The 20,910-nt window shown below is 74.0% G+C and carries 20 protein-coding genes; 11 read left to right on the top strand and 9 right to left on the bottom strand.

What is annotated here, in order from left to right; genetic code table 11:
- Positions 1-61 precede the first annotated feature (61 nt).
- Positions 62-415 carry a YciI family protein gene (locus ACYVAQ_RS19610; protein ID WP_460792174.1) on the bottom strand — a complete coding sequence of 118 codons (354 nt, stop codon included), beginning with the start codon at positions 413-415 and terminating at the stop codon, positions 62-64.
- A gap of 168 nt (positions 416-583) precedes the next feature.
- On the opposite strand from ACYVAQ_RS19610, the gene ACYVAQ_RS19605 reads away from it, so the two are divergent.
- From ACYVAQ_RS19605 to ACYVAQ_RS19595, 3 genes are all read left to right on the top strand, one after another.
- Positions 584-1,723 (top strand): MDR/zinc-dependent alcohol dehydrogenase-like family protein, encoded by a 1,140-nt coding sequence (locus tag ACYVAQ_RS19605; protein ID WP_460792173.1) that lies wholly within the window; start codon positions 584-586, stop codon positions 1,721-1,723.
- Between the two features lie 487 nt (positions 1,724-2,210).
- Complete coding sequence (locus ACYVAQ_RS19600; RefSeq protein ID WP_460792172.1) at positions 2,211-2,813, top strand: antibiotic biosynthesis monooxygenase family protein; 603 nt, start codon at positions 2,211-2,213, stop codon at positions 2,811-2,813.
- A gap of 28 nt (positions 2,814-2,841) precedes the next feature.
- The gene (locus ACYVAQ_RS19595; protein ID WP_460792170.1) at positions 2,842-3,894 is read left to right on the top strand and encodes an FUSC family protein; all 1,053 of its coding nucleotides are present in this window, start codon (positions 2,842-2,844) and stop codon (positions 3,892-3,894) included.
- Here ACYVAQ_RS19595 and ACYVAQ_RS19590 read toward each other — a convergent pair.
- Positions 3,878-4,462, bottom strand: a complete 585-nt coding sequence (locus ACYVAQ_RS19590) for a hypothetical protein (protein WP_460792169.1) — start codon at positions 4,460-4,462, stop codon at positions 3,878-3,880. The genes ACYVAQ_RS19595 and ACYVAQ_RS19590 overlap by 17 nt on opposite strands.
- A gap of 3 nt (positions 4,463-4,465) precedes the next feature.
- Positions 4,466-4,921 carry an SRPBCC family protein gene (locus tag ACYVAQ_RS19585; RefSeq protein ID WP_460792168.1) on the bottom strand — a complete coding sequence of 152 codons (456 nt, stop codon included), beginning with the start codon at positions 4,919-4,921 and terminating at the stop codon, positions 4,466-4,468.
- 76 nt (positions 4,922-4,997) lie between these two features.
- Here ACYVAQ_RS19585 and ACYVAQ_RS19580 point away from each other — a divergent pair, with 76 nt between their 5' ends.
- Both ACYVAQ_RS19580 and ACYVAQ_RS19575 read left to right on the top strand, forming a co-directional pair.
- Positions 4,998-5,618 (top strand): TetR/AcrR family transcriptional regulator, encoded by a 621-nt coding sequence (locus tag ACYVAQ_RS19580; RefSeq protein WP_460792167.1) that lies wholly within the window; start codon positions 4,998-5,000, stop codon positions 5,616-5,618.
- A gap of 4 nt (positions 5,619-5,622) precedes the next feature.
- Positions 5,623-6,555, top strand: a complete 933-nt coding sequence (locus tag ACYVAQ_RS19575; protein ID WP_460792165.1) for an alpha/beta hydrolase — start codon at positions 5,623-5,625, stop codon at positions 6,553-6,555.
- A gap of 21 nt (positions 6,556-6,576) precedes the next feature.
- On the opposite strand, the gene ACYVAQ_RS19570 is transcribed toward ACYVAQ_RS19575, so the two are convergent.
- The gene (locus ACYVAQ_RS19570) at positions 6,577-7,212 is read right to left on the bottom strand and encodes a hypothetical protein (protein WP_460792164.1); all 636 of its coding nucleotides are present in this window, start codon (positions 7,210-7,212) and stop codon (positions 6,577-6,579) included.
- A gap of 137 nt (positions 7,213-7,349) precedes the next feature.
- Here ACYVAQ_RS19570 and ACYVAQ_RS19565 point away from each other — a divergent pair, with 137 nt between their 5' ends.
- Both ACYVAQ_RS19565 and ACYVAQ_RS19560 read left to right on the top strand, forming a co-directional pair.
- On the top strand, positions 7,350-9,179 hold the full coding sequence (locus ACYVAQ_RS19565) for a sensor histidine kinase (protein ID WP_460792163.1): 1,830 nt from the start codon (positions 7,350-7,352) through the stop codon (positions 9,177-9,179).
- Complete coding sequence (locus ACYVAQ_RS19560; protein ID WP_460792162.1) at positions 9,167-9,805, top strand: response regulator transcription factor; 639 nt, start codon at positions 9,167-9,169, stop codon at positions 9,803-9,805. The genes ACYVAQ_RS19565 and ACYVAQ_RS19560 overlap by 13 nt, the downstream gene beginning before the upstream one ends.
- On the opposite strand, the gene ACYVAQ_RS19555 is transcribed toward ACYVAQ_RS19560, so the two are convergent.
- Complete coding sequence (locus tag ACYVAQ_RS19555) at positions 9,787-12,666, bottom strand: ATP-binding protein (RefSeq protein ID WP_460792160.1); 2,880 nt, start codon at positions 12,664-12,666, stop codon at positions 9,787-9,789. The two genes, ACYVAQ_RS19560 and ACYVAQ_RS19555, sit on opposite strands and share 19 nt — an antisense overlap.
- A gap of 97 nt (positions 12,667-12,763) precedes the next feature.
- Here ACYVAQ_RS19555 and ACYVAQ_RS19550 point away from each other — a divergent pair, with 97 nt between their 5' ends.
- On the top strand, positions 12,764-13,864 hold the full coding sequence (locus ACYVAQ_RS19550; protein WP_460792159.1) for a class I SAM-dependent methyltransferase: 1,101 nt from the start codon (positions 12,764-12,766) through the stop codon (positions 13,862-13,864).
- Complete coding sequence (locus ACYVAQ_RS19545) at positions 13,861-14,610, top strand: SDR family NAD(P)-dependent oxidoreductase (RefSeq protein WP_460792158.1); 750 nt, start codon at positions 13,861-13,863, stop codon at positions 14,608-14,610. The genes ACYVAQ_RS19550 and ACYVAQ_RS19545 overlap by 4 nt, the downstream gene beginning before the upstream one ends.
- Here ACYVAQ_RS19545 and ACYVAQ_RS19540 read toward each other — a convergent pair.
- On the bottom strand, positions 14,571-15,299 hold the full coding sequence (locus ACYVAQ_RS19540) for a FadR/GntR family transcriptional regulator (protein WP_460792157.1): 729 nt from the start codon (positions 15,297-15,299) through the stop codon (positions 14,571-14,573). The genes ACYVAQ_RS19545 and ACYVAQ_RS19540 overlap by 40 nt on opposite strands.
- Before the next feature lie 97 nt (positions 15,300-15,396).
- On the opposite strand from ACYVAQ_RS19540, the gene ACYVAQ_RS19535 reads away from it, so the two are divergent.
- Together ACYVAQ_RS19535 and ACYVAQ_RS19530 are read left to right on the top strand one after the other, a co-directional pair.
- Positions 15,397-15,936, top strand: coding sequence for a gluconokinase (locus ACYVAQ_RS19535; protein WP_460792156.1), 540 nt, complete (start codon positions 15,397-15,399; stop codon positions 15,934-15,936).
- Positions 15,933-17,354 carry a GntP family permease gene (locus ACYVAQ_RS19530; RefSeq protein ID WP_460792155.1) on the top strand — a complete coding sequence of 474 codons (1,422 nt, stop codon included), beginning with the start codon at positions 15,933-15,935 and terminating at the stop codon, positions 17,352-17,354. Before ACYVAQ_RS19535 ends, ACYVAQ_RS19530 begins: the two co-directional genes overlap by 4 nt.
- A gap of 29 nt (positions 17,355-17,383) precedes the next feature.
- Here ACYVAQ_RS19530 and ACYVAQ_RS19525 read toward each other — a convergent pair whose 3' ends face one another.
- The 3 genes from ACYVAQ_RS19525 to ACYVAQ_RS19515 form a co-directional block, all read right to left on the bottom strand.
- Positions 17,384-18,553 carry an acyl-CoA dehydrogenase family protein gene (locus ACYVAQ_RS19525; RefSeq protein ID WP_460792154.1) on the bottom strand — a complete coding sequence of 390 codons (1,170 nt, stop codon included), beginning with the start codon at positions 18,551-18,553 and terminating at the stop codon, positions 17,384-17,386.
- Positions 18,550-19,689 (bottom strand): CaiB/BaiF CoA transferase family protein, encoded by a 1,140-nt coding sequence (locus ACYVAQ_RS19520; RefSeq protein ID WP_460792152.1) that lies wholly within the window; start codon positions 19,687-19,689, stop codon positions 18,550-18,552. Before ACYVAQ_RS19520 ends, ACYVAQ_RS19525 begins: the two co-directional genes overlap by 4 nt.
- 94 nt (positions 19,690-19,783) lie before the next feature.
- Entirely contained in the window at positions 19,784-20,905 is a 1,122-nt protein-coding gene (locus ACYVAQ_RS19515; RefSeq protein WP_460792151.1) for a PucR family transcriptional regulator, read from the bottom strand.
- Positions 20,906-20,910 lie beyond the last annotated feature (5 nt).

The raw sequence follows: 20,910 nt of genomic DNA, 5'->3' as shown, positions 1-20,910 counted from the left end.
CGGCCGCACGACGGTCTCGATACGCCGCTCGCTGGCGCTCGCGGCTACTCGACCACCGACATCAGGCGTCGGCAGCGGCCTCCGGCGGCGCGTCCGAGACCTGGCGCAGGGTCGCGACCATCGAGCACTCGGGCCAGTACTTCGCGTGCAGCTCGGCGAACTCGGCCTGGCCGGCGATGGCCTCCTCGACCGTGTCGTACTGGAGCAGCGCCCAGCCGCCGACGACCTCCTTCGACTCGGCGTAGGGGCCGTCGACCCGGGTGGTCTCGCCCTTGCGGACCACGAAGTTGACCGTGTCCTCGGTGCCGAACAGGCCGCCCCCGTCGAGGAAGTGGCCGAGCTGGGCCTGCTCACCGATGTAGACGTCCATCGCGTCGAACAGCGCCTGCGGCGGCATGCCCTGTCCCTCTTCCATCCTGACGAATCCCATGAACCGCGGCATTGCTCGCTCCTGTCGTGTCGTGGTCACGCGCTGTCTCGGTGACCCTCTCGCACCTACGTCGATCGGCGTCGTGCAACTTCTACATCGTCGCCGAAAAAAGTTGTCGAGCACCGAGGTGCCGGCGGCCGCTAGCGTGCGGTCATGACCTTCACCTCGCTCGAGCTGCGCTCCGAGATCACCGCCGACGGCCACCTGCAGCTGTCCCTCGAGGACGCGGAGGTCGGCGACCCGGGGCCGGACGAGATCGTGCTCAAGGTGGAGGCGAGCCCGATCAACCCCTCCGACCTGGCCCAGCTGCTCGGCCCCGCCGACCTCGACACCCTCGAGGCCAGCGGTACGCCGGAGCGGCCGGTCGCGACCGCGGCGATCCCCGCGCCGGCGCGGCCCGTGGTGGCCGGCCGCGTCGGGAAGCCGCTGGTCCTCGGCAACGAGGCGGCCGGCACTGTGGTGGCCGCGGGGGCCGACGCGGAGCACCTGGTGGGCAAGGTCGTCAGCGCGTTCGGCGGCAGGATGTACGGCCAGTACCGCAAGGTGCCGGCCTTCCAGGCCTACCCCTTCCCCGACGGCATCACCCCCGAGCAGGGCGCCTCCGCGTTCGTGAACCCGCTGACCGCGCTCGGCATGGTCTCGACCATGCGGCTCGAGGGCCACACCGCGCTCGTCCACACCGCCGCCGCCTCGAACCTCGGCCAGATGCTCACCAAGATCTGCGTCGGCGAGGGCGTCGGCCTGGTCAACGTGGTCCGCAGCGCGCAGCAGGAGCAGATCCTGCGCGACCTGGGAGCGACGTACGTCGTCAACTCGACCGCGGACGACTTCCGCGCCCAGCTGCAGTCCGCGATCGCGGAGACCGGCGCGACCCTGGCCTTCGACGCGGTCGGCGGCGGCCCGCTCGGCGGGCAGATCCTCGCGGCGATGGAGGCGGCGCTGCTCGCCAAGGACCCGGAGCCCGGCCCCTACGGCTCGTCGGTGAAGAAGCAGCTCTACGTCTACGGCCGGCTGGACCGGACCCCGACCACCATCCCGATCTCGGTGGGCATGGCCTGGAGCGCCGGCGGCTGGCTGCTCATGCACCACCTGATGCGGATCGGTGTCGAGGAGACGATGAGTATGCGCGCCCGGGTCGCCGAGGAGATCACCACGACGTTCGCGAGCCACTACACCGACGAGATCTCGCTGGCCGAGGCCGTCGACCCGGCCACGATCCGCCGCTACGGCCGGATGGCGACCGGCGAGAAGTTCCTCCTGCGCCCCTGGAGCACCGCGACCGCCACCCCGTAGGCGAGGTGGTCGGCCACCTGCGGACCGACCGGCAGCCGGCGAACAGCCGGGACGTGGGGCCCACGACGCCCAGGTCGAGGGCCGCGATCGCCGCGCCGGCCAGTGCACCCGCGACGACCGGGCGGCGCCGCGGGAGCACTGCAGCGAGCACGACGCCCCACCCGAGCGAGATCGCGACGTGGGCCACCAGACCGGCCACGAGGAGCCGCCCGCGGCGCTCCTCGGCGGGCAGCAGCAGGGTGCCGGCCGCCAGCGACGCCTCCAGCGGGTCGCGCCCGCTCAGCAGCGCGTACGCCGTGGACGGAGCCCCGCTGAGCAGCCCCGCCACCGCTCCGGCGCGGAGACCGTCGTACCGGGCGGGCGAGGGGCTCACCGCTCCATGATCGCGCGGCCGAGAGGGTCTGGCGCGTCGACCGCGCGAGGAGTATGCAGGGAGGTACCGGCGACGCCGGTCGGGCGTCGCCCCAACTCCTGAGAGGAGTGGGTCGTGTACGCACGTTCCACCACGTTCCACGGCAGGCCCGAGAACATCGACGCGGGCATCAGGATGGTCGAGTCCGAGGTCGACCCGCTGCTCTCGCGCACCACGGGGTGCCTCGGCGTCTCGCTGCTCGTCGACCGCGACACCGGCTACTGCATCACCACGAGCTCCTGGGAGAGCGAGGAGGCGATGGCGGACAGCGACGAGGTGCTGCGCCCGATCCGCGAGCGCGGACGCGACGTCATGGGCGCCTCGATGCAGGTCGACTCGTGGGAGATCGTCGCCATGCACCGCACCCAGCACGCCGCGTGCTGCCGGGTGAGCTGGATCGAGGGCGACGTCGACACCATCACCGAGACCTTCCGGGTGGCGCTGCTCCCCCGGCTCGAGCAGATGGACGGCTTCTGCAGCGCCAGCCTGATGGTCGACCGGATGGCCGGCCTGGCGTGTGCGACGACCGCCTGGGCGTCGCGCGACGCGATGGAGGCCAGCCGGACGATGGCCGACGAGATGCGCGAGCGCGCGGCCGACGAGGCCAACGGCATGGTCGTCGAGGTGCACGAGTTCGACCTCGCCTACGCGCACCTGCACGTCCCCGAGATGGCCTGATCCTCGCGATACCGGGTACGGCACCCGGGTGCCGAACCTGCGCCGTGCCCGGACCGTCGTACGCCGCCACCCGCGCGTGCTCATGGCGGCGAAGACCGCCTTCGCGGCCGGGGCGGCGTGGCTGGTGGTGCAGCCGATCGGCGGCTTCGTCCACCACTACCCCTACTACGCGCCGCTCGGCGCGGCCGTCGCGATGTCCACCACGGTGGCGGCGTCGATGCGGTTCACGCTGCAGAGCGTCGCCGCGATCCTGGGCGGCGCGGTCCTCGCCCTGGCCGTCCGCGCGCTGCCGATCGGCGAGCCGGCCGGCATCGCACTCGTCACCGGCGCCGGCACGCTCGTGGCCGGCTGGCGGTTCCTGGGAGCGATGAGCGGCTGGGTGCCGATCGCCGGTCTCTTCGTGCTGATCCTGGGCGGCGACCAGCCCGAGCGGTACGTCGTGGCGTACGGCGGCCTCACCGGGGTCGGTGCCCTGATCGGGGTGGGCGTCAACGCCCTGCTCCCGCAGCTGCCGTTCGCGCCCGCGAGCCGCGCCCAGGCCGACCTGCGCCACCGCCTCGCGCGCGAGCTCGACGAGCTCACGGACGGGCTCGACGCCGAGCAGCGGCTCGACGAGGGCTGGGAGGACGTCGTCCGGTCGCTCGACCCACAGATGCGTGAGGTCGAGGACCTGCTGCGCGTCGGCGAGGACGCCCGTCGCGCCAACTGGCGTGCCCGCCGCTGGACCGAGCTCGCCGACCGTCGGCACCGGCAAGGCCGCTCCCTGCGCCGGCTCGCGGGGTGTGTCGAGGAGGTCGTCGCCCTGACGTCGGCACCTGACGCCTCGGTCCACGACGACGGCCCGGCCGGGACCCGCCTGCGCACCTCCCTCGCCGCGGCCCTGCGCGCCACCGCCGACCTGGTCCGCGCGGTCGACGAGGACGACCCGGACGCCGGGAGCGAGGAGCAGGAGCGGGCGGCCGACGCCGTGGCCGAGCTCCGCCGGACCGTCACCCGGCTGCTGCCGGAGTCCGACCAGAGCCGCTTCGACGCGGCCGGGATCGTCGCCAGCCTCGAGCGCGCCGTCAGCGTGTGGCGGTAGCGAGCCGGGCGCGATCCGCCACCGGTCGGGCCGCAGCCCGGCCGACCAGGTAGCCGACGCCGAGGCCGACGAGCAGCACCAGCGGCGCCACGAGCGCGTCCGGCTTCGTGGTCATGTCGACGACCACCGCGAGCAGGAGCGCGGTCGTCATGTGGCCCACGACCGTCCCCGGGCGCGCGAGCACGACGGCGCGAAGCTCGGGACCGATCGGCCCGTCGGGCGCCGCCGCCACCGCCGCCGCGATCGCCTTGGAGTACGGCGCCATCACCGCGCCCGAGGCGGTCAGCAGCGCGTACGCGATCAGGCCGCTCCACACGAACGGGTCGCCGAAGCCGACCTTCTCGTCGTCCGGCGAGATGAGAACAAGCACCACACCCAGGGCGACGAGGGTGGTCCCGAGCACCGGCATCAGGAAGCCGTAGCCCATCGCCGTGCCGAGCGGCCGCAGCTCGGCGACCGTCCGCGCCCGCCGCGCCATCCACTCGCACCCGTGCAGCAGCGTGCTCATCCCGAACACGGCCAGCGCCGCGATGATGTGCAGCGCCAGCACGACGTCGTACGCCGCCACGGCTCAGTCCGTCACGTACGCCGGCGTGGCGATGACGACGTCGCACATCCGCGCGGTGATCCGCTCGCTGCGGCGGTGGATGCCGAGCGCGAGCAGCGGTGTCATCAGCCGGGTCGCGCCCTTGGGACGCATCCGCACGTCGACCCGCAGCACGCAGCTGGTCGGGCCGGTCGGCGTGAGGTCGAAGACGATCCGGAAGTCCATCCCCGGCTCGACGTGCTCGTACGCCGCCCGGCGGTCCTCGACGTACTCCACGCAGGTGTTGGTCACCTCGCGGGTGCGGCCGTGCTCGTGACGCACCATCACCGAGCGGGCACCGAGCCCGGGCTCGTCGAGCTGGCGCACCTCGAGCACCTCGCGCTCCCAGCGCGCGTGGTTCTCCGCGTGGTGCCGCACCATCACGTCGAAGGCGTGCTCGGCGCTGCAGCTCATCTCCTTCGTCACCGTTGTCGCGACCATCGTCATCCCCTGCTTCCCCATCGATTTCACTAGTTATGATCACTAGTGATTGTCACCAGCTAGAGTGATCCTCGTCATGAGTGCTGTCAAGCGTCCGAAGCAGACCCGCCGCGAGAAGGCCGCCGCCAACCGCGAGCGGATGATCCTGGCCGCCAAAGAGGCGTTCGCCGAGCAGGGGTACGCCGGCACCCGGATGGCCGACATCGCCGAGCGCGCCGGCGTGGCCGTGCAGACGCTCTACTTCGTGTTCCACACCAAGCCCGAGCTGCTCGAGGCCTGCTACGAGTACTCGGTGCTCGGCCCGGAGAAGCTCCCGCCGCCGCTCCAGGCGTTCTGGCAGGAGATGCGGCGCGCGCGCTCCGGACGGGGCGTGCTCGCCGCGTTCGCCCGCGGCAACGTGAGCATCACGGCCCGGACCGCCGTCGTCGACGAGGCCGCGAAGGCCGCCCGGCACGAGCCCGACGTCCTGCGCGTCCGCACCAACAGCGAGGCGCTGCGACGGGTGGGCTACCGCGAGGTCATCACCCTGCTCGCGGACAAGGGCTGGCTGCGGCACGGGCTCGACGTGGACGCCGCGACCGACGAGATGCTGGTGCTCGGCAGCCCGTCGACGTACCTGGAGCTGCAGGGGTACGGCTGGAGCGACGACCGCATCGCGGGATGGCTCGGTGACCTCCTCGCCGCTCGGCTGTTGTAGCGGCATGAGCTACGCATCCCAGTCCGCCTGGCGCACCATCCAGGAGCAGCTGCCGCCGGCGTACCGGCTCACCCCGGCGACCGAGCCGGTCGAGGAGTGGTGGGAGCACGACGGCCACCGGATCCACCTCGACACCTACCGGAACCCCGCGGCGCCGGTGAAGGTGCTGCTGTTCCACGGCGTCGGCACCAACGGCCGGCAGATGACCACGATCCTGGGCCGGCCACTGGCCGAACGCGGCTTCGAGACGGTGGCGATCGACATGCCGACGTACGGGATCACCGAGGTGGCACCTGGCGCGCTGGTCAGGTACGACGACTGGGTGCGCCTCGGCTCGGCGCTGGTTGAGAAGGAGCGGGACGGGCGGCCGATCGTCCTCTACGGCCTCTCGGCCGGCGGGATGGAGACCTTCCACGTCGCCGCGCTCAACGGCGACGTCGCGGGCATCGTCGGGATGACCTTCCTCGACCAGTCCTCGGCGCGGGTGCGCCGCGAGACCGCCTTCGACCCCGTGACCGGCACGGTCGGCGCGACGCTGATGGGCCTGCTCGCGCGCACCCCGCTGCGGCGGGTCCGGGTCCCGATGCGCTGGGTCAGCAAGATGCGGGCGCTGGTGAACAACCGGGCAGCGAAGCGCGCCTGCTACGCCGACAGGACGTCGGCCGGCAACAGCGTCTCGGTCGCCTTCCTCGACTCCTACCTGAACTACGACCCGCCGGTCTCCCCCGAGGCCTTCGACGTGTGTCCGGTCCTGCTCACCCAGCCCGCCGCCGACCGGTGGACCCCGCTGCACCTCTCCGAGCCGTTCCTGTCGCGGATCACGAAGGTGCCGGTCACGACGGTGCTGCTGGAGAACGCCGGGCACTACCCGCTGGAGCAGCCGGGCCTGGACCAGATGGTCGAGGCGGTCGCGGCGTTCTGCCGCGACCGCGCCTGACCTCCCGCCCCACCCGGGGGGTCAGGCCTCCTCGGCGATCAGCGCCGCCCCGAGGGTGACCTGCAGCGCCGCCATGATCCCGACGGCGAGCTGCACCTGCTCGGCCACGATCAGTCCGATCATCACCAGCGGCCAGATCCCGTTGACGAGCGGGGTGAAGCGGCCGACGCCCTGCCACGCGCCGGTCCGCAGGGTCGCGACCCCGGCCGTCGTGAACCCGACGCCGAGCAGGACGGTGCACACGCCGAACACCAGGCCGATCGCTCCCCCGATGCCGTTGTTCTCCATCGCGTCGGCGTTCGCGGCGGACAGGAAGTTGGCCACGACGATGCCGGCCGCGGCGACGACGGCGGCCCATGCCCCGGCGCGTCCGTACCTGCTGCCCGCGACCGCCCGGCTCCGGGCGAAGGCGGCGAAACCGACGACCAGGAACAGCCCGCTGAACGACCACCAGGTCGAGATCTGGCCGGCCAGGTCGCCGTACCAGGGGAAGTTGAGGGTGTCCTTGGCGGCGGGGCTCGCCGACCGGTAGGCGTTGGTGATGACGGCCGCGTCGATCTGCGAGCCCGCGGCGGCGACGAGCGCGACGGCGGGCAGCAGGACGGCGGCACGGACGCGGCGTCGGGTCGCGGCGGGCTGCTGGATGGTGACGGACATGGTGACCTCCTCGGGTCGAGAGTGATGACACCAGGGAACCCGCGACGCACCCCCGAGCGCGTCCGGGCGGACGCTGCACCTCGACCTCCGTGCTGATACTGAATACGCGGGCAGCCGGCGTGCGTCACGATGCGGAGGTGGGAACGCGAGTCCGGCCGGCACACGGGGCACTGCTGCTCGTCGCCATCGCGGCCGAGGCCGGTTCCGTCACCCTGTCCTGGGGCCGGGAGCCGGTGTGGGACACGCTCGTGTACGCCGTCTACGCGCTGGCGAACATGGCGGCGGGCGTGCTGATCCTGGCCCGCCACCCGCGTCACCGGATCGGGATGCTCCTCGTCGTGAACGGCCTGCTGCAGTCGATCGTCACCGACCTCGCCCAGGGCTACGCGCTCACCGGTACGCCGCACCACTGGCCGGCCGCCGCGGCCGTCGACCTGGTCGCGAGCAGCTCGTGGGCGGTCAGCGGAGCGATCCTGCCCGCGATCCTCGTCCTCTTTCCGGACGGCACCCTGCCGACCAGCGGCCGGATCTGGCCGTGGGTCCTCCCGCTCGGGTGTCTGGGTGCGGTGCTCACCCTGGCGGGGTGGGCGACGGGCCCCCGGGTCGCCGCGCAGATGGTCGGCGGGACCAACCCGGTGCACGCGCCCGGCGTACCGTCGGACCTGCTCTACTGGCTGGGCTTCCCCGGCCTGACCGGCGCGCTCGTCCTCGGCGTCGTCGCGATGGTGCAGCGGATGCGAGCCGCGACCGGTGTCGAGCGCCAGCAGCTGAAGTGGATGGTCTTCGCCGCCGGTGTCATGGTCGCGACCCTCGTGCCGAGCAGCCCGCTGTTCAACAGCTTCGTCGTGGTGCGGATCGCCGACGCCCTCGTGCTCACCGTGCTCCGGCTCGCGGCGCTGGCCGCGATCTGGCGCTACCGGCTCTACGACATCGAGCTGATCGTCAGCCGCACCGTGCTCTACGCGTGCGTCACCGCGGTCCTCGGCGGCGTCTTCGCCGTCCTCGTCGTGGCGCTCGGCGTCGTCTTCGGCAACGGCTCGCCGGTGGCGACGGCGGGTGCGACCCTGGCCGTCGCGCTGGGGTTCCGGCCGGTGCGCGACCGCCTGCAGAAGCACGTCGACCGTGCCTTCGACCGGGGCCGGTACGACGCCCTCGGCCTGGTGGCCGGCTTCATGGCCGACCTGCGGGCGGGCCGCCGCGAGCCGGAGGACGTGGCGGGGGTGCTCGCCGAGGCGACGGCCCGGCTCGGGTCGGCGGAGAGGCAGGCCGCCGTGCGGCCTGCCCTCGAGCAGGAGGCGGCGCTCGCGGTCGAGATGGTCCGGCTGCGGGCCGAGCTGCGCGAGCAGCTGCTGGAGGTTCGTGACTCCCGGCGGCGGATCGTCGAGGCGGCCGAGACCGAGCGGCACCGCATCGAGCGCGACCTCCACGACGGCGCCCAGCAGCGCCTGATCGCCGTCGGCCTCGCCCTGCGCCACGTCCAGCACGACCTCGCCGACGCCGCACCGGCCGTCCGGTCGACGCTCGACGCGGCGGTGCAGGAGGTGACCGACACGATCGGCGAGCTGCGCGAGATCGCCCGCGGCATCCGGCCCGGCGTGCTCGAGGACGGGCTGGAGTCGGCGCTGCGCGAGCTGGTCCAGCGCACGCCGCTCCCGGTCGACGTCGTCGTCCCGTCGCACCGGCTCCCGGCGGCGGTCGAGACGGCGGCGTACTTCATCGCCTGCGAGGGCGTGACCAACGCGGCCAAGCACGGCGGCGCCACCCACGTCGACCTCCGCATCGAGGAGGCCTCCGGGACGCTCGTGGTCCGGGTCGAGGACGACGGCGTGGGCGGCGCGACCCTCACCCGCGGTGGCGGGCTGGTCGGCGTCAGCGACCGCGTCGCCGCGCTCGGCGGCCGGCTGTCGATCCGCTCCGAGCCCGGTCAGGGCACCACGCTGCTCGCGGAGCTGTCGTGCGCGTCGTGATCGCCGAGGACCAGGTGCTGCTGCGGGCGGGGCTGGCGCGGCTGTTCCAGGACGGCGGCCACGAGGTCGTCGGCACGCAGGGCGACGCGGACGGTCTGGTCGACCTGGTGCGGGAGCAGTCGCCCGACCTGGTCGTGGTCGACGTACGCATGCCGCCCACGCACACCGACGAGGGCATCCGGGCGGCCGCGGACCTGAAGGCCGCCTGGCCCGACCTCGGGGTGCTCGTGCTCTCCCAGCACGTCGAGACGGTCCACTCGGTCGGGCTGGTGCGGCACCCCGGCTTCGGCTACCTGCTCAAGGACCGGGTGCTCGACGTCGACGACTTCCTCGCGACCGCCCAGCGGATCGCGCACGGCGGGTCCGCCCTGGACCCGACGGTAGTGGCGAACCTGGTCGCGGGCCGGCAGCGCTCCGGGCTGGAGTCGCTCAGCGAGCGCGAGCTCGAGGTCCTCGCGCTGATGGCCGAGGGTCTCACCAACACGGGCATCGCGGCGCGCCTGGTGATCAGCGAGCGCACCGTCGAGTCGCACGTACGACGGCTCCTCATGAAGCTCGACATCGCCGAGTCCACCAACGAGCACCGCCGGGTGCTCGCGGTCCTCGCCTACCTCAGGGCGGTCTGACCGGGGTCGTAGCGGCAACGCGCACCGGTCGTCACGCTGCGCTCGAGGTGCTCGCCGATGGCGGGCGAGCGCGCGCCGACACGGCGGATCGCCGACCGGATCGCGCGGGTGACGTTCACCCGCGCCCGCTCGGCCTCGTCCGCGAACCGGCGCGGCCGCCCGCCGAGACCCAGGTCGCCACGGAGCTCGGCGAGCAGGGCGTCGCGCTCGTCCTCGAGCAGGCCGACGCGTCCGTCGTCGTTCCAGCCCCGCGCCTCCTCGAGCTCGTCGTCGATCTCCGCGAGCCGGGTCCGGTACGCCGCCAGCGCGCGCCGGTCCAGCACCTCGTCGCCTCCACCCTCGTGCGGCACCTCGGCGCCCGCGGGGGCGGCGAGCCGGGTGGCGGCGACGTCGCTGCCCGGGTTCGCCAGCAGCACCGCGAGCTGGGTGAGCCCGAGGCTGCTCGGCAGCCGGACCACGTCGGCACCGAGCCGGAGCGTGACGATGCCGTCCGCCGACTCCATCGTGGCGCCGCTCCCGCCGACCCCGGCCAGCCGACGGAGGTGCTCGGACACGGGCCCGAGGCAGGCGACTCCCCCGGCCGCGACGACGAAGCGGCCGGCGTACGGGAGGAGCTCGGCGCGGATCCGGGCAGCCTCCCTCGCGTCGCCGAGCGCTACGGCGTCCTCGGCGAGCAGCGCGAGCGACCAGGTCCGGAGCAGGTCGTGCTCCAACCCGTCCAGCTGCGCCATCAGCCGCGCGAAGAGCTCCCGCGCCTCGGCCTCCCGACCCTCGGCGAGCAGCATCTGCACCACGGCGCCGTCGTGCGCGATCGGGTACGGCGATGCCGCGGCGAGCTCGCGCGCGGTCCGCTCCATCGCGGCGCGCTCCTCCGCGGTGAGGTCCGCGATCCGCCCCAGCGTGAACAGCTGCCCCCAGGCCACCGCCTCACCGTCGGCGAGGCCGAACCGCGCCGCCAGGTCCCGCGCCTCGCGCACGGCCGCGAGACCTCCGGCCGCGTCGCCGCGCACCGTCGCGATCGTCGCGCGGCGCGAGGCGGCGAGGTGGGCGAGCGCGGGCTGCCGGGAGCGCTCGGCGAGGTGCTGCAGGGTCGCGACCGCGCCGGCCGCCGTGGTCAGGTCCCCCACCTCGAGCGCGAACACCATCGCCCAGGTGGCGGCGCGCGCCGCCAGGGCAGGGTCGGTGACCAGGCTCGCCAGCCGCTGCGCCCGCTCCAGCGCGTCGATCGGGTCGTGCCGGCCCCACTCCACCTCGAGCCGCGCGGCGAGGGCGGCCGGCAGGTCCGGCGCCAGCTCGCCGGCGCGGACCGCGAGCAGCAGCGCCTCGGCCCGGTCCTCGACGGCGACGAGCTCGGCGAGCCGGGCCACGACCGCCGCGCGCACGGGGCCGTCCTCGGCGCCGAACCGGCGGTCGGCCTCGCGGAGCAGGTCGATGGCGTCGAGCTGGACGGCGTTGAACGCCAGGCCGGTCGCGCCCAGCAGCGCGGCGCGCGCGAACAGTGCCGTGTCGTCGAGGGAGCGGGCGAGCGCGAGCGCCTGCGCCACCACCCGGTGCCCCTCGGCGGCCCGGCCCGCCCGGAGCCGCGCCTCGGCGAGCGCGAGCAACAGCTCCGCCCGGGCGACGGGGTCCGGTGACGGCAGCCGGTCGTGCGCCGTCAGGGCGAGCAGGTACGCCGCGGCCGCCTCGCCGTGCGCCGACGCGCGGCTCGCGTCGTCGCCGGCCAGCCGGGCGTGGTGGACCGCCTCGGCCGCTCCGCCCGCGGGCCAGGCCGCGGCGAAGTGCCACGCGAGCCGGTCCGGGCCGGCGCCGGCCGCGCGCAGGACGTGAGCGACCCGCAGGTGGGTCTCGGCGGCGCGGGCGGGCGGCAGGCCGTCGTACACGGCCTCTCGGACGAGGGCGTGCGTGAAGGCGTGCCGTCCCACTGCGTCCCGGCGCAGCAGCCGCAGCGCCACAGCGCGGTCGAGGATCGCCTGGACCTCGGCCGGCGCGCGGCCGGTGGTGGCGGCCAGGGTCGCGGCCGTCAGCTCCTCGCCGAGGACCGCGGCGGCCTCGAGCACGTCGTCGGCCCCCTGGCCGGCCACAACGGCCTGCCGGCGGAGCGCGTTGCGCAGCCCCAGCGGGAGCCCGGTGTCACCGGCCGATCCGCCGGCGCCCAGCTCGCGCGCGGTGTGCACGACGAAGAGCGGGTTGCCCTGCGTGCGCTCCAGCACGGCGGCGACGAGGGGCGGATGCGCGGTCAGCCCCTGGGCGGTGAGCACGGCCACGACCTCGGCCTCCCCGAGCGGCCGCGGGTCGAGGACGGTCCCGGCTCCCTCGAGGCGCGAGACCACCTCGGCGGTGCCGGGTGCCGCGGCCACCTCGGCCGGCCGGTACGTCGCGACCAGCACCACGGGCGCGCCGGCCGTGGCGCGGTACACGTCCTCGAGCAGCTCCGCGGTCGAGGGCCCGGCCGCGTGCAGGTCCTCCAGCGCGACCACCACCGGCCCCGAGCCCGCCAGCGCGCACACCAGCTCCGCGACCGCGTCGTGCAGGACGAACCGGTCCACCGCGGCATCCGCCCCGTCCGGACCGAGCGGTCCCAGCGCGGCCGCCCGCCGGCGTACCTCCTCGGGCGCGAAGCGCTCCGCCGCCCGCAGCACCTGCACCCACGGCCAGTACGACGGGGCGCCGTCCTCCCACGCCGCACCGGACAGCCAGGTGGCACCTGCCGCCACGGCCGCCGAGCGGAACGCCTCGACCAGCGACGTCTTGCCGATGCCGGGCTCCCCCACGATCAGCACGAGCTGACGTGCCCCGGAGGCCGCCCGCGCGAGAGCGGCGTCGAGCGCGGCGAGCTCGCGCGCACGGCCGACCAGGTCCACGCGTGCCTCCTCGGAAGCCGGCCCGAGATCGTTCACGACCAGTGAACACCCGGTGCACGCCTGAGAGGTACCACTCCCCAACGATCGGAGATCCGCCATGACCACCCAGCTCGACACCCACGCCGACCTCGCCGACCTCCCCGACCTGGAGGAGGCCGCCGGCGCCTTCACCGGCCGCGTCCTCGCCGACACGGCCGCGGCCGCCACGGTCGTGATGGCCGCGCTCGGCGACCGCACCGGCCTGTTCCGCTCCCTCGCCGCCGACGGACCCGCCACGAGTGCCGGCCTCGCCGGACGCCTCGGCCTCGACGAGCGCTACGTGCGCGAGTGGCTGCACGGCATGTACGCCGCCGGCTACGTCACCTTCGACCCGCCCGCGCAGACCTTCGCGCTGCCCGCGGCCCACGTGCCGACCCTGGCGGCCGAGGAGGGGCCCGGTTTCTTCGGCGGCGTGCACCAGGAGCTGCTCGGCGCGGTCCAGCGGTACGACGAGGTCGCGGCCTCCTTCCGCGACGGAGGCGGGGTCGCGTTCGCCCACCTGCACCCCGACGTCGCCCTCGGCACCGCCCGGTTCACCGCCGCGTGGCACGAGCACCTGCTGGTGCCCGAGTGGCTGCAGCTGGTGCCCGACACGCTCGCTCTGCTGGAGCGCGGGTGCGACGCGGCCGACGTGGGCTGCGGCGCGGGGCGGGCGTCGATCACGCTGGCGATGCGATTCCCCGCGTCCCGCTTCGTGGGCTATGACGTCTCCGCCGACGCCGTCACCGCGGCCCGCGCGAACGCTCGGAGCGCCGGCGTGGAGGACCGGGTCCGCTTCGAGGTCCTCGACGCGAGCCAGGGGCTGCCGCAGATGTTCGACGTGGTGACGACCTTCGACGTGGTCCACGACGCCGTCGCTCCGCGCGCCCTGCTCCGGGCGATCCGCGACGGCCTGCGCGAGGGCGGCCGCTACCTCTGCCTCGACATCAGCTGCTCGGCCGAGACCACCGAGAACGTCGGCCCGATCGCCACCCTCCTCTACGGGTTCAGCCTGCTCTACTGCATGACGACCTCGCTCGCCGAGGGCGGCGAGGGGCTCGGCACGCTCGGCCTGCCGGAGCCGGTGCTGCGCGACCTCGCGACCGAGGCCGGCTTCGCGTCGGTACGCCGGGTCGAGATGGACAACCCGTTCAACGCGCTCTACGAGCTCGTGCGATGAGCGGCCGGCTGGAGGGCCGCGTCGTCGTGGTCACCGGCGCGTCGGAGGGCCTGGGTGTGGCGATCGCCCGGGCCGCCGGCGCCGCCGGGGCACGGGTCGCGGTCGCCGCCCGGCGCGCCGACCGGCTGGCCGTCGTGGCCGAGGAGCTCGGCCAGGACGCGCTGGCCGTGCCGTGCGACATCACCTCGGAGGCGGACTGCCGGACGCTGGTCGGCGCCGTCACCGACCGGTTCGGCCGGATCGACGCCCTCGTCAACAACGCCGGGATCGCCGCGTCCGGCCCGGCCGAGGCCGAGTCGCCGGAGCTCGTCGAGCAGGTGGTGCGGACCAACCTGCTGGCGCCGTACCGGCTGTGCCAGCTGGTCGCCCCGGCGATGCTCGAGCGCGGCGACGGCGCGATCGTCAACGTCTCCTCGATCGGGTCGCTGGCGAGCTTCGACCGGTTCGGCCTGGCGGCGTACGACGCCAGCAAGGCCGGCATCAACGGGCTCACCCGTGAGCTCGCGGCCCAGTGGGGCGGCCGCGGCGTGCGGGTGAACGCGGTGGCGCCGGGGTGGTTCCCCGGCGCCACGAACGGCTACTTGGCCTCCGACGACCTGCGCGCCTGGGTCTCGGGCCACACCGCCCTCGGCCGGCCGGGACGGCCCGAGGAGCTCGCCGCCGTCGTGGTGTTCCTGCTCTCCGCGGCGAGCAGCTACGTCACCGGTCAGGTGCTGGCGGTGGACGGGGGCTGGACCGCGTTCTGAGCGCGGAGGGCCTCGGCCGCCTCGTCGATGATCGCGCGCATGGCGGCCTCGGCATCGTCCCCGTCGCCGGTGCGTACGGCGACGGCGACCTGCTCGTGCAGCCGGATCGCCTCCGCGTTCGGGGTGGCCGGCATCAGGTGGTGGTGGGTACGACCGGCGAGCACCTCGGCCACCACGTCGCCCATCGCCGCCAGCATCTCGTTGCCGCAGGCGTCGAGCAGGGTGCGGTGGAAGTCGGTGTCGGCGACCAAGTAGGCCTCCAGGTCGCCCGCGGCCGCGTGCACCACCATGTCCGCGACCGCGCGCGCCATCGCGCCGTGCTGGGCGGGGGTCGCCCGCTCCGCGGCCAGCCGGGCCGCGATCGGCTCGATGCCCCGGCGTACCTCCGAGAGGGACTGGAGCTGCTCGGGCCGGCCCTCCCCGTCCAGCCGCCAGCGGATGACCAGCGGGTCGAAGACGTTCCACTCCCGGCGGTCCAGGACGGTGATGCCGACCCGGCGCCGGGTCGCGACCAGGCCCATCGACTGCAGCACGCGCACGGCCTCGCGCGCGATCGGCCGGGACACGGCGTACTGCTGCTGCACGACGTCGAGGTTGAGCACGGCTCCGGGAGCCAGCTCGCCGCCGACGATCCGGCGACCCAGCTCGTCGCGCACGCTCTGGTGCAGGCGGAGCGGGTCGGCGGTCATGGCGGCATCCTCCCAAACCGCGCGCCCAGGCACAATCGGCAACCTTTTTGACACACAGGTGTTGCAATCGGATGCCTTTTGAACCATCCTGTGAGCCATGCCACAGCATCCCCTCCTCGTCGTCATGGGCGTCTCGGGCTCGGGCAAGTCGACCGTCGGAGCCGCGATCGCCCAGCGCCTGCGCCTGCCGTTCGGCGACGCCGACGACTTCCACCCGGCCGCGAACATCGCCAAGATGAGCGCCGGCATCCCGCTCGACGACCACGATCGCGCCCCCTGGCTCGAGTCGCTCGGCACCTGGCTCGCCGCGCACGACGCCACCGGCGCCGTGCTCAGCTGCTCGGCCCTGAAGCGGACCTACCGCGATCGGCTGCGCCACCACGCCCACCGCGCCGAGTTCCTGCACCTGCGCGGCACGCCGTCCGTCATCGCCGGACGTCAGGCCTCCCGCCCGGGGCACTTCATGCCCGCAAGCCTGCTGCACTCCCAGTTCGCGACGCTCGAGGAGCTCGCACCCGACGAGCGCGGCGTCGTGATCGACGTCGACCAGGACATCGACGCGATCGTCGAGCGCTACCTGTCCCTGCTGTCCCTGGACCCCGCCCCCACCGAGACCCTCACGGAGGACAACCGATGAGCCCCCTGACCATCGCCGCAGCGGCGCCCACCCCGCCGGTCGCGCCGGTCGCCTCCGGCGGCCTGCTCGTCGCGGCCGCGCTGATCGCGATCGCGTTGATCGTCGGCCTGATCACCCAGCTGAAGCTGCACCCGTTCCTGGCGCTGCTGATCGGCGGCCTCGCCGTCGGCGTGATCGCCGGGCGCAACGTGAACGACGTGATCACCTCGTTCACCACCGGCTTCGGCGCGACCGCGTCCGGCGTCGGCATCCTCATCGCCCTGGGTGCCATGTTCGCCAAGCTGCTCGCGGACTCCGGCGGCGCCGACCAGATCGTCGACACGATCGTCGGCCGCTCGTCGGCCCGCACCCTGCCGTGGGCGATGGCGGCAGTCGGCGCGCTGATCGGCCTGCCGATGTTCTTCGAGATCGGTCTCGTCCTGCTGATGCCGGTCATCTACCTCGTCGCCCGTCGCGCCCAGGTCTCGCTGATCACCGTCGGCATCCCCGCCCTCGCCGGCCTGTCGGCCATGCACGGCCTGGTCCCGCCGCACCCCGGCCCGCTCGTCGCGATCAGCGCCGTCGGCGCCGACCTCGGTACGACGCTGGCCCTCGGCGTGCTCGTCGCCATCCCGACCGTGATCGTGGCCGGCCCGCTGTTCGGCACCTTCGCGGGCACGTGGGTCCCCGTGCCCGCGCCCGACCTGTACGACGTCACCACCCCCGCCGCCGAGGTCTCCGACGACGCCGGGCTCGGCGCCACCGCCCGCCGCCCCTCCTTCGGCACCACCCTGGCCACCGTGCTGCTGCCGGTCGTGCTGATGCTGGGCAAGGCCGTCGCGGACATCGCCATCGACAACCCCGACAACCAGGCGCAGAAGGTGCTCGACGTGATCGGTACGCCGCTGATCGCGCTGCTCGTCGCCGTCCTCGTGGCGATGCTGACCTTCGGCCGCGGCACCGGGATGAGCGTCCGGACCATCTCCACGACGGTCGAGAAGTCCCTGCCCGCGATCGCCGGCATCCTGCTCATCGTGTCCGCCGGCGGCGGCTTCAAGCAGTCGCTGGTCGACACGGGCATCGGCACCCAGCTCGCCGACTGGGCCCAGGGCGCCGGGGTCTCCACCCTGCTCCTGGCGTGGCTGCTGGCCGTGCTGATCCGGCTCGCCACCGGCTCGGCCACGGTCGCGACGATCACCGCCTCGGCCCTCGTCACCGGCCTGCTGCCGGGCATGAGCTCGGTCGAGCTGTCGCTGCTGGTGCTCGCGATCGGCTCCGGCTCGCTCTTCCTGTCCCACGTCAACGACGCCGGCTTCTGGCTGGTGAAGGAGTACTTCCGCCTCGACGTCGTGCAGACGCTGAAGACCTGGTCGCTGATGGAGACGATCCTGTCGGTCACCGGCCTGGTGCTGGTGCTGCTGCTGAACCTCGTCCTGTAGCGCGAGCCCCCGGCGGATGACCGGGATCGTCAGCGGAATGCGGCGATCCCGGTCATCGCCTGTCCGACGACCAGCGTGTGCATCTCGACGGTGCCTTCGTAGGTGAGCACCGACTCCAGGTTGTTCGCGTGCCGGATGACCGGGAACTCCAGGGAGATGCCGTTGGCGCCGAGGACCGTACGGGCGGTCCGGCAGATCTCGAGCGAGGCCCGCACGTTGTTGAGCTTGCCCACGCTGACCTGCTCGGGGCGCAGCGTCCCGGCGTCCTTGCGGCGGCCGAGGTGCAGGGCGAGCAGCAGGCCCTTGGTGTACTCCAGGTTCATCTCGACCAGCTTCTGCTGGGTGAGCTGGTACGACGCGATCGGCTTGTCGAACTGGGTCCGCTGGCCGGCGTACGTCAGGGCGGCCTCGAGCGACGAGCGCGCGGCGCCGAGCGATCCCCAGACGATGCCGAAGCGGGCCTCGTTGAGGCAGCTCAACGGGCCCTTGAGGCCGCGGACCTCGGGGAACGCCGCGTCGGCGGGGAGGCGGACGCCGTCGAGCACGAGCTCGCTCGTCACCGACGCGCGCAGCGACATCTTGTGCTTGATCGCGGGCGCGGAGAACCCCGGCGTGTCGGTGGGTACGACGAAGCCGCGGACCCCCTCGTCGGTCTGTGCCCAGACCACGGCGACGTCGGCGACGGAGCCGTTCGTGATCCACATCTTGCGACCCTCGAGGACCCAGTCGTCGCCGTCGCGGCGGGCGCGGGTGCGCATGCTGCCCGGGTCGGAGCCGGCGTCCGGCTCGGTCAGGCCGAAGCAGCCGATCGCCTCGCCCGCGGCCATCCGCGGCAGCCAGGTGTTCTTGTGCTCCTCGCTCCCCCACTTCCAGATCGCGTACATCGCGAGCGATCCCTGGACCGACACCAGCGAGCGGATGCCGGAGTCGCTGGCCTCGAGCTCGAGGCAGGCCAGGCCGTACTCGGTCGCGCTCATGCCCGCGCAGCCGTAGCCCTCCAGGTGCATGCCGAGCAGGCCGAGGTTGCCCAGGTCCTTCACCAGGCCGCGGATGTCGTCGATCTCGCCGCGCTCGAACCAGTCGGCGACGTACGGGTCGACGCGCTCGGCGCAGAGCTGGCGGACCGAGGCGCGGACGGCCTTCTCCTCGGGGCTGAGCAGGTCGTCGATGCCGAGCAGGTCGAGCGGGACGGTGTTCATCGGGTGTCTCCTTGCGCCAGCCAGCGGCGGACGTCGTCGTTGTGCTCGCCGAGTCGCGGGGGTGCGACGTACCGGCTGATCGGGGTGCGGTCGAGGTGGATCGGGCTGCGGACCTGCGGCGGCGCGTGGGCGCCGACATCGACGGTCGGGTCGAGGCCGAGCCGCTCGGCCAGGGCGAAGGCGTCGGCGACGGTGCCGACCGCCCCGGCCGGGACGCCCGCCTGCTCAAGGCGCTCGACCCAGGTGGCGACGGGCGCCTCGGCGAGCCGCTTCTCCAGCTCGGCCACGAGGGCGTCGCGATGCTCCACGCGGGCGGGGTTGGTGGCGAAGCGTTCGTCGTCGGCCAGCCCGCGTGCCTCGAGGACCTCGGCGAGCCGGCGGAACTGGCCGTCGTTGCCGCAGCAGACGGCGACGAGCCCGTCGGCGGCCGCGAGCGTCTCGTACGGGGCGATCGACGGGTGCCGGTTCGCCATGGCGGTGGGCGCGCGGCCGGTCGCGAGGTAGCCGGACGCCTGGTTGACCAGCGAGCCGAGCAGGCTGGAGAGCAGGTTCACCTCGACCCGCTGGCCGCGGCCGCTGCTCTCCCGCTCGCGGAGCGCGGCGAGGATCCCGATGGTCGCGTCCTTCGCGGTCAGCACGTCGACCAGGGCGACCCCGACCTTGGTCGGGGCCCCGGGCTCGCCGGTGATGCTCATCAGCCCGCCGACGGCCTGGACCAGGAAGTCGTAGCCGGCGAGGTCGCGGCCCTCGGTGCTGCCGAAGCCGGAGATGGAGGCGTAGACGACGCCCGGGTTCGTCGCGGCGACGTCGTCGTAGCCGAGGCCGCGCCGGTCGAGCGCGCCGACGCGGTAGTTCTCGATCACCACGTCGGCGCGGCGGACGAGCTCGCGGGCGAGCGCGTTGTCGGCCGGGTCGTCCAGGTCGAGCTCGACCGACTGCTTGGAGCGGTTCGCGGACTCGAAGTAGGAGCTGGCGTTGTCGGTCCACGGCGGGCCCCAGTGCCGGGTGTCGTCGCCGGTCCCGGGCCGTTCGACCTTGACCACGGTCGCGCCCAGGTCGGCGAGCATGGCCGCCGCGAGCGGGCCCGCGAGGACCCGGCTGAGGTCGGCGACGAGGACCCCTTCCAGCGGTTGCACCGGCCAAGGCAACCACGCCGCGGGGGCCGCCGGGAAGACGACGGTCGTGCGGTGTGCGGGCCCGGCGTCATACGAACGTACGACGGGGGGTGCGTCAGCCCGCCGGCGGCAGGTCGCCGAGCTCGACGGCCGCCCGGATCGCCTGCCAGAGCTCCGAGGTCCCCTCGGTCGTGCTCAGGTCGTGGCCGGTGACCTCCTCGATGCGTGCGACCCGTGAGACCAGCGTCTGCCGGTGCACGAAGAGCCGCGTGGCCGCGCGCACCCAGCTGCGGTTCTCCTCGAGGAAGACGCGCAGGGTCGCCACCAGCTCGGTGCCGCGCGCCGCGTCGTACGCGAACAGGCCGCCGAGGGTCCGGGCGACGGCGTCGCGGAGCCGTTCGGGGTCGTCCGGCAGGAACAGCGTGCCCGGCCTCGGGTCCTCGAAGCGCACGGCGCCAGCGTGCGCTCCCGGGGTGCGGCTGAGCATGAGCCGAACCTGGCGAAACGCCTCCGGCACGTCCTCGAGGCGCGTGAAGGGACGGCTCAGGGCGAGCGGTCCGGTGCGGGTGATCGTCGGGTCGACGGTCGCGAGCGCCTCCGCGCCGGCCAGGACCACCACCACGCCGTCGGTGGCGGTGAGCAGGTGCGGGATCCTCCGCAGGGCGGTGTGAGTGTCGTCCGAGGTGGCCGCGTCCGCGTCGCCCCGCCAGCCCGCCAGCAGGTACGGCGCCCCCACCCCGTGCGGCTCCAGGAAGCGCTCCGCGGAGTCGGCCCCCACGGAGGCGTCGAGCAGGTCGCCGAGCAGCAGCGAGCCGTGCAGCCGGCGCTCGGCGAGCCGGACCTGCTCCAGGTGCTCGCGATTGGTGGCCTCGGCGACCGCCATCGCGACCGTGATGAAGGGGACGGCGAGGGCGGTCTCCAGGACCGGGAACCCGAGCTCGGTCGCCCGGGCGAGCATCCGGTCGGTCAGCGGCGGCGCCGAGAGGTCCGCGCCGACCGACACCGCGGCGATACCGGCGGCGTACATGCCCTCGACGTACGCGCACTGCTCGGCCTCGCCGGTGGGGACGCCGAGGCCCGTGGTGAGCACGAGCGCCCCGGGACCGACCCACCTCCAGGGCTCCTCGAGCTCGCAGGTGTGCGCCCACTCGACGGGCCGCTGCTCCCCCACGCCCGGCGTCAGCGAACGGGTGCCGAGGGCATCCGTCGCGAGCAGGTCGCCGACCGTGAACGTCACGGTCG

This window comes from Nocardioides maradonensis (assembly GCF_054777115.1).
Note: the sequence above shows the minus strand (reverse complement) of the source record. Positions and strands in the feature narration are given on the sequence as shown.

Excerpts from the sequence above, each read along its gene's own strand:
- ACYVAQ_RS19535 (WP_460792156.1), top strand. The coding sequence starts at position 15,397 with ATGCCACAGCATCCCCTCCTCGTCGTCATGGGCGTCTCGGGCTCGGGC.
- ACYVAQ_RS19545 (WP_460792158.1), top strand. The coding sequence starts at position 13,861 with ATGAGCGGCCGGCTGGAGGGCCGCGTCGTCGTGGTCACCGGCGCGTCG.
- ACYVAQ_RS19575 (WP_460792165.1), top strand. The coding sequence starts at position 5,623 with ATGAGCTACGCATCCCAGTCCGCCTGGCGCACCATCCAGGAGCAGCTG.
- ACYVAQ_RS19530 (WP_460792155.1), top strand. The coding sequence starts at position 15,933 with ATGAGCCCCCTGACCATCGCCGCAGCGGCGCCCACCCCGCCGGTCGCG.
- ACYVAQ_RS19525 (WP_460792154.1), bottom strand. The coding sequence starts at position 18,553 with ATGAACACCGTCCCGCTCGACCTGCTCGGCATCGACGACCTGCTCAGC.
- ACYVAQ_RS19570 (WP_460792164.1), bottom strand. The coding sequence starts at position 7,212 with ATGTCCGTCACCATCCAGCAGCCCGCCGCGACCCGACGCCGCGTCCGT.
- ACYVAQ_RS19580 (WP_460792167.1), top strand. The coding sequence starts at position 4,998 with ATGAGTGCTGTCAAGCGTCCGAAGCAGACCCGCCGCGAGAAGGCCGCC.
- ACYVAQ_RS19585 (WP_460792168.1), bottom strand. The coding sequence starts at position 4,921 with ATGGTCGCGACAACGGTGACGAAGGAGATGAGCTGCAGCGCCGAGCAC.
- ACYVAQ_RS19605 (WP_460792173.1), top strand. The coding sequence starts at position 584 with ATGACCTTCACCTCGCTCGAGCTGCGCTCCGAGATCACCGCCGACGGC.
- ACYVAQ_RS19540 (WP_460792157.1), bottom strand. The coding sequence starts at position 15,299 with ATGACCGCCGACCCGCTCCGCCTGCACCAGAGCGTGCGCGACGAGCTG.
- ACYVAQ_RS19610 (WP_460792174.1), bottom strand. The coding sequence starts at position 415 with ATGGAAGAGGGACAGGGCATGCCGCCGCAGGCGCTGTTCGACGCGATG.
- ACYVAQ_RS19550 (WP_460792159.1), top strand. The coding sequence starts at position 12,764 with ATGACCACCCAGCTCGACACCCACGCCGACCTCGCCGACCTCCCCGAC.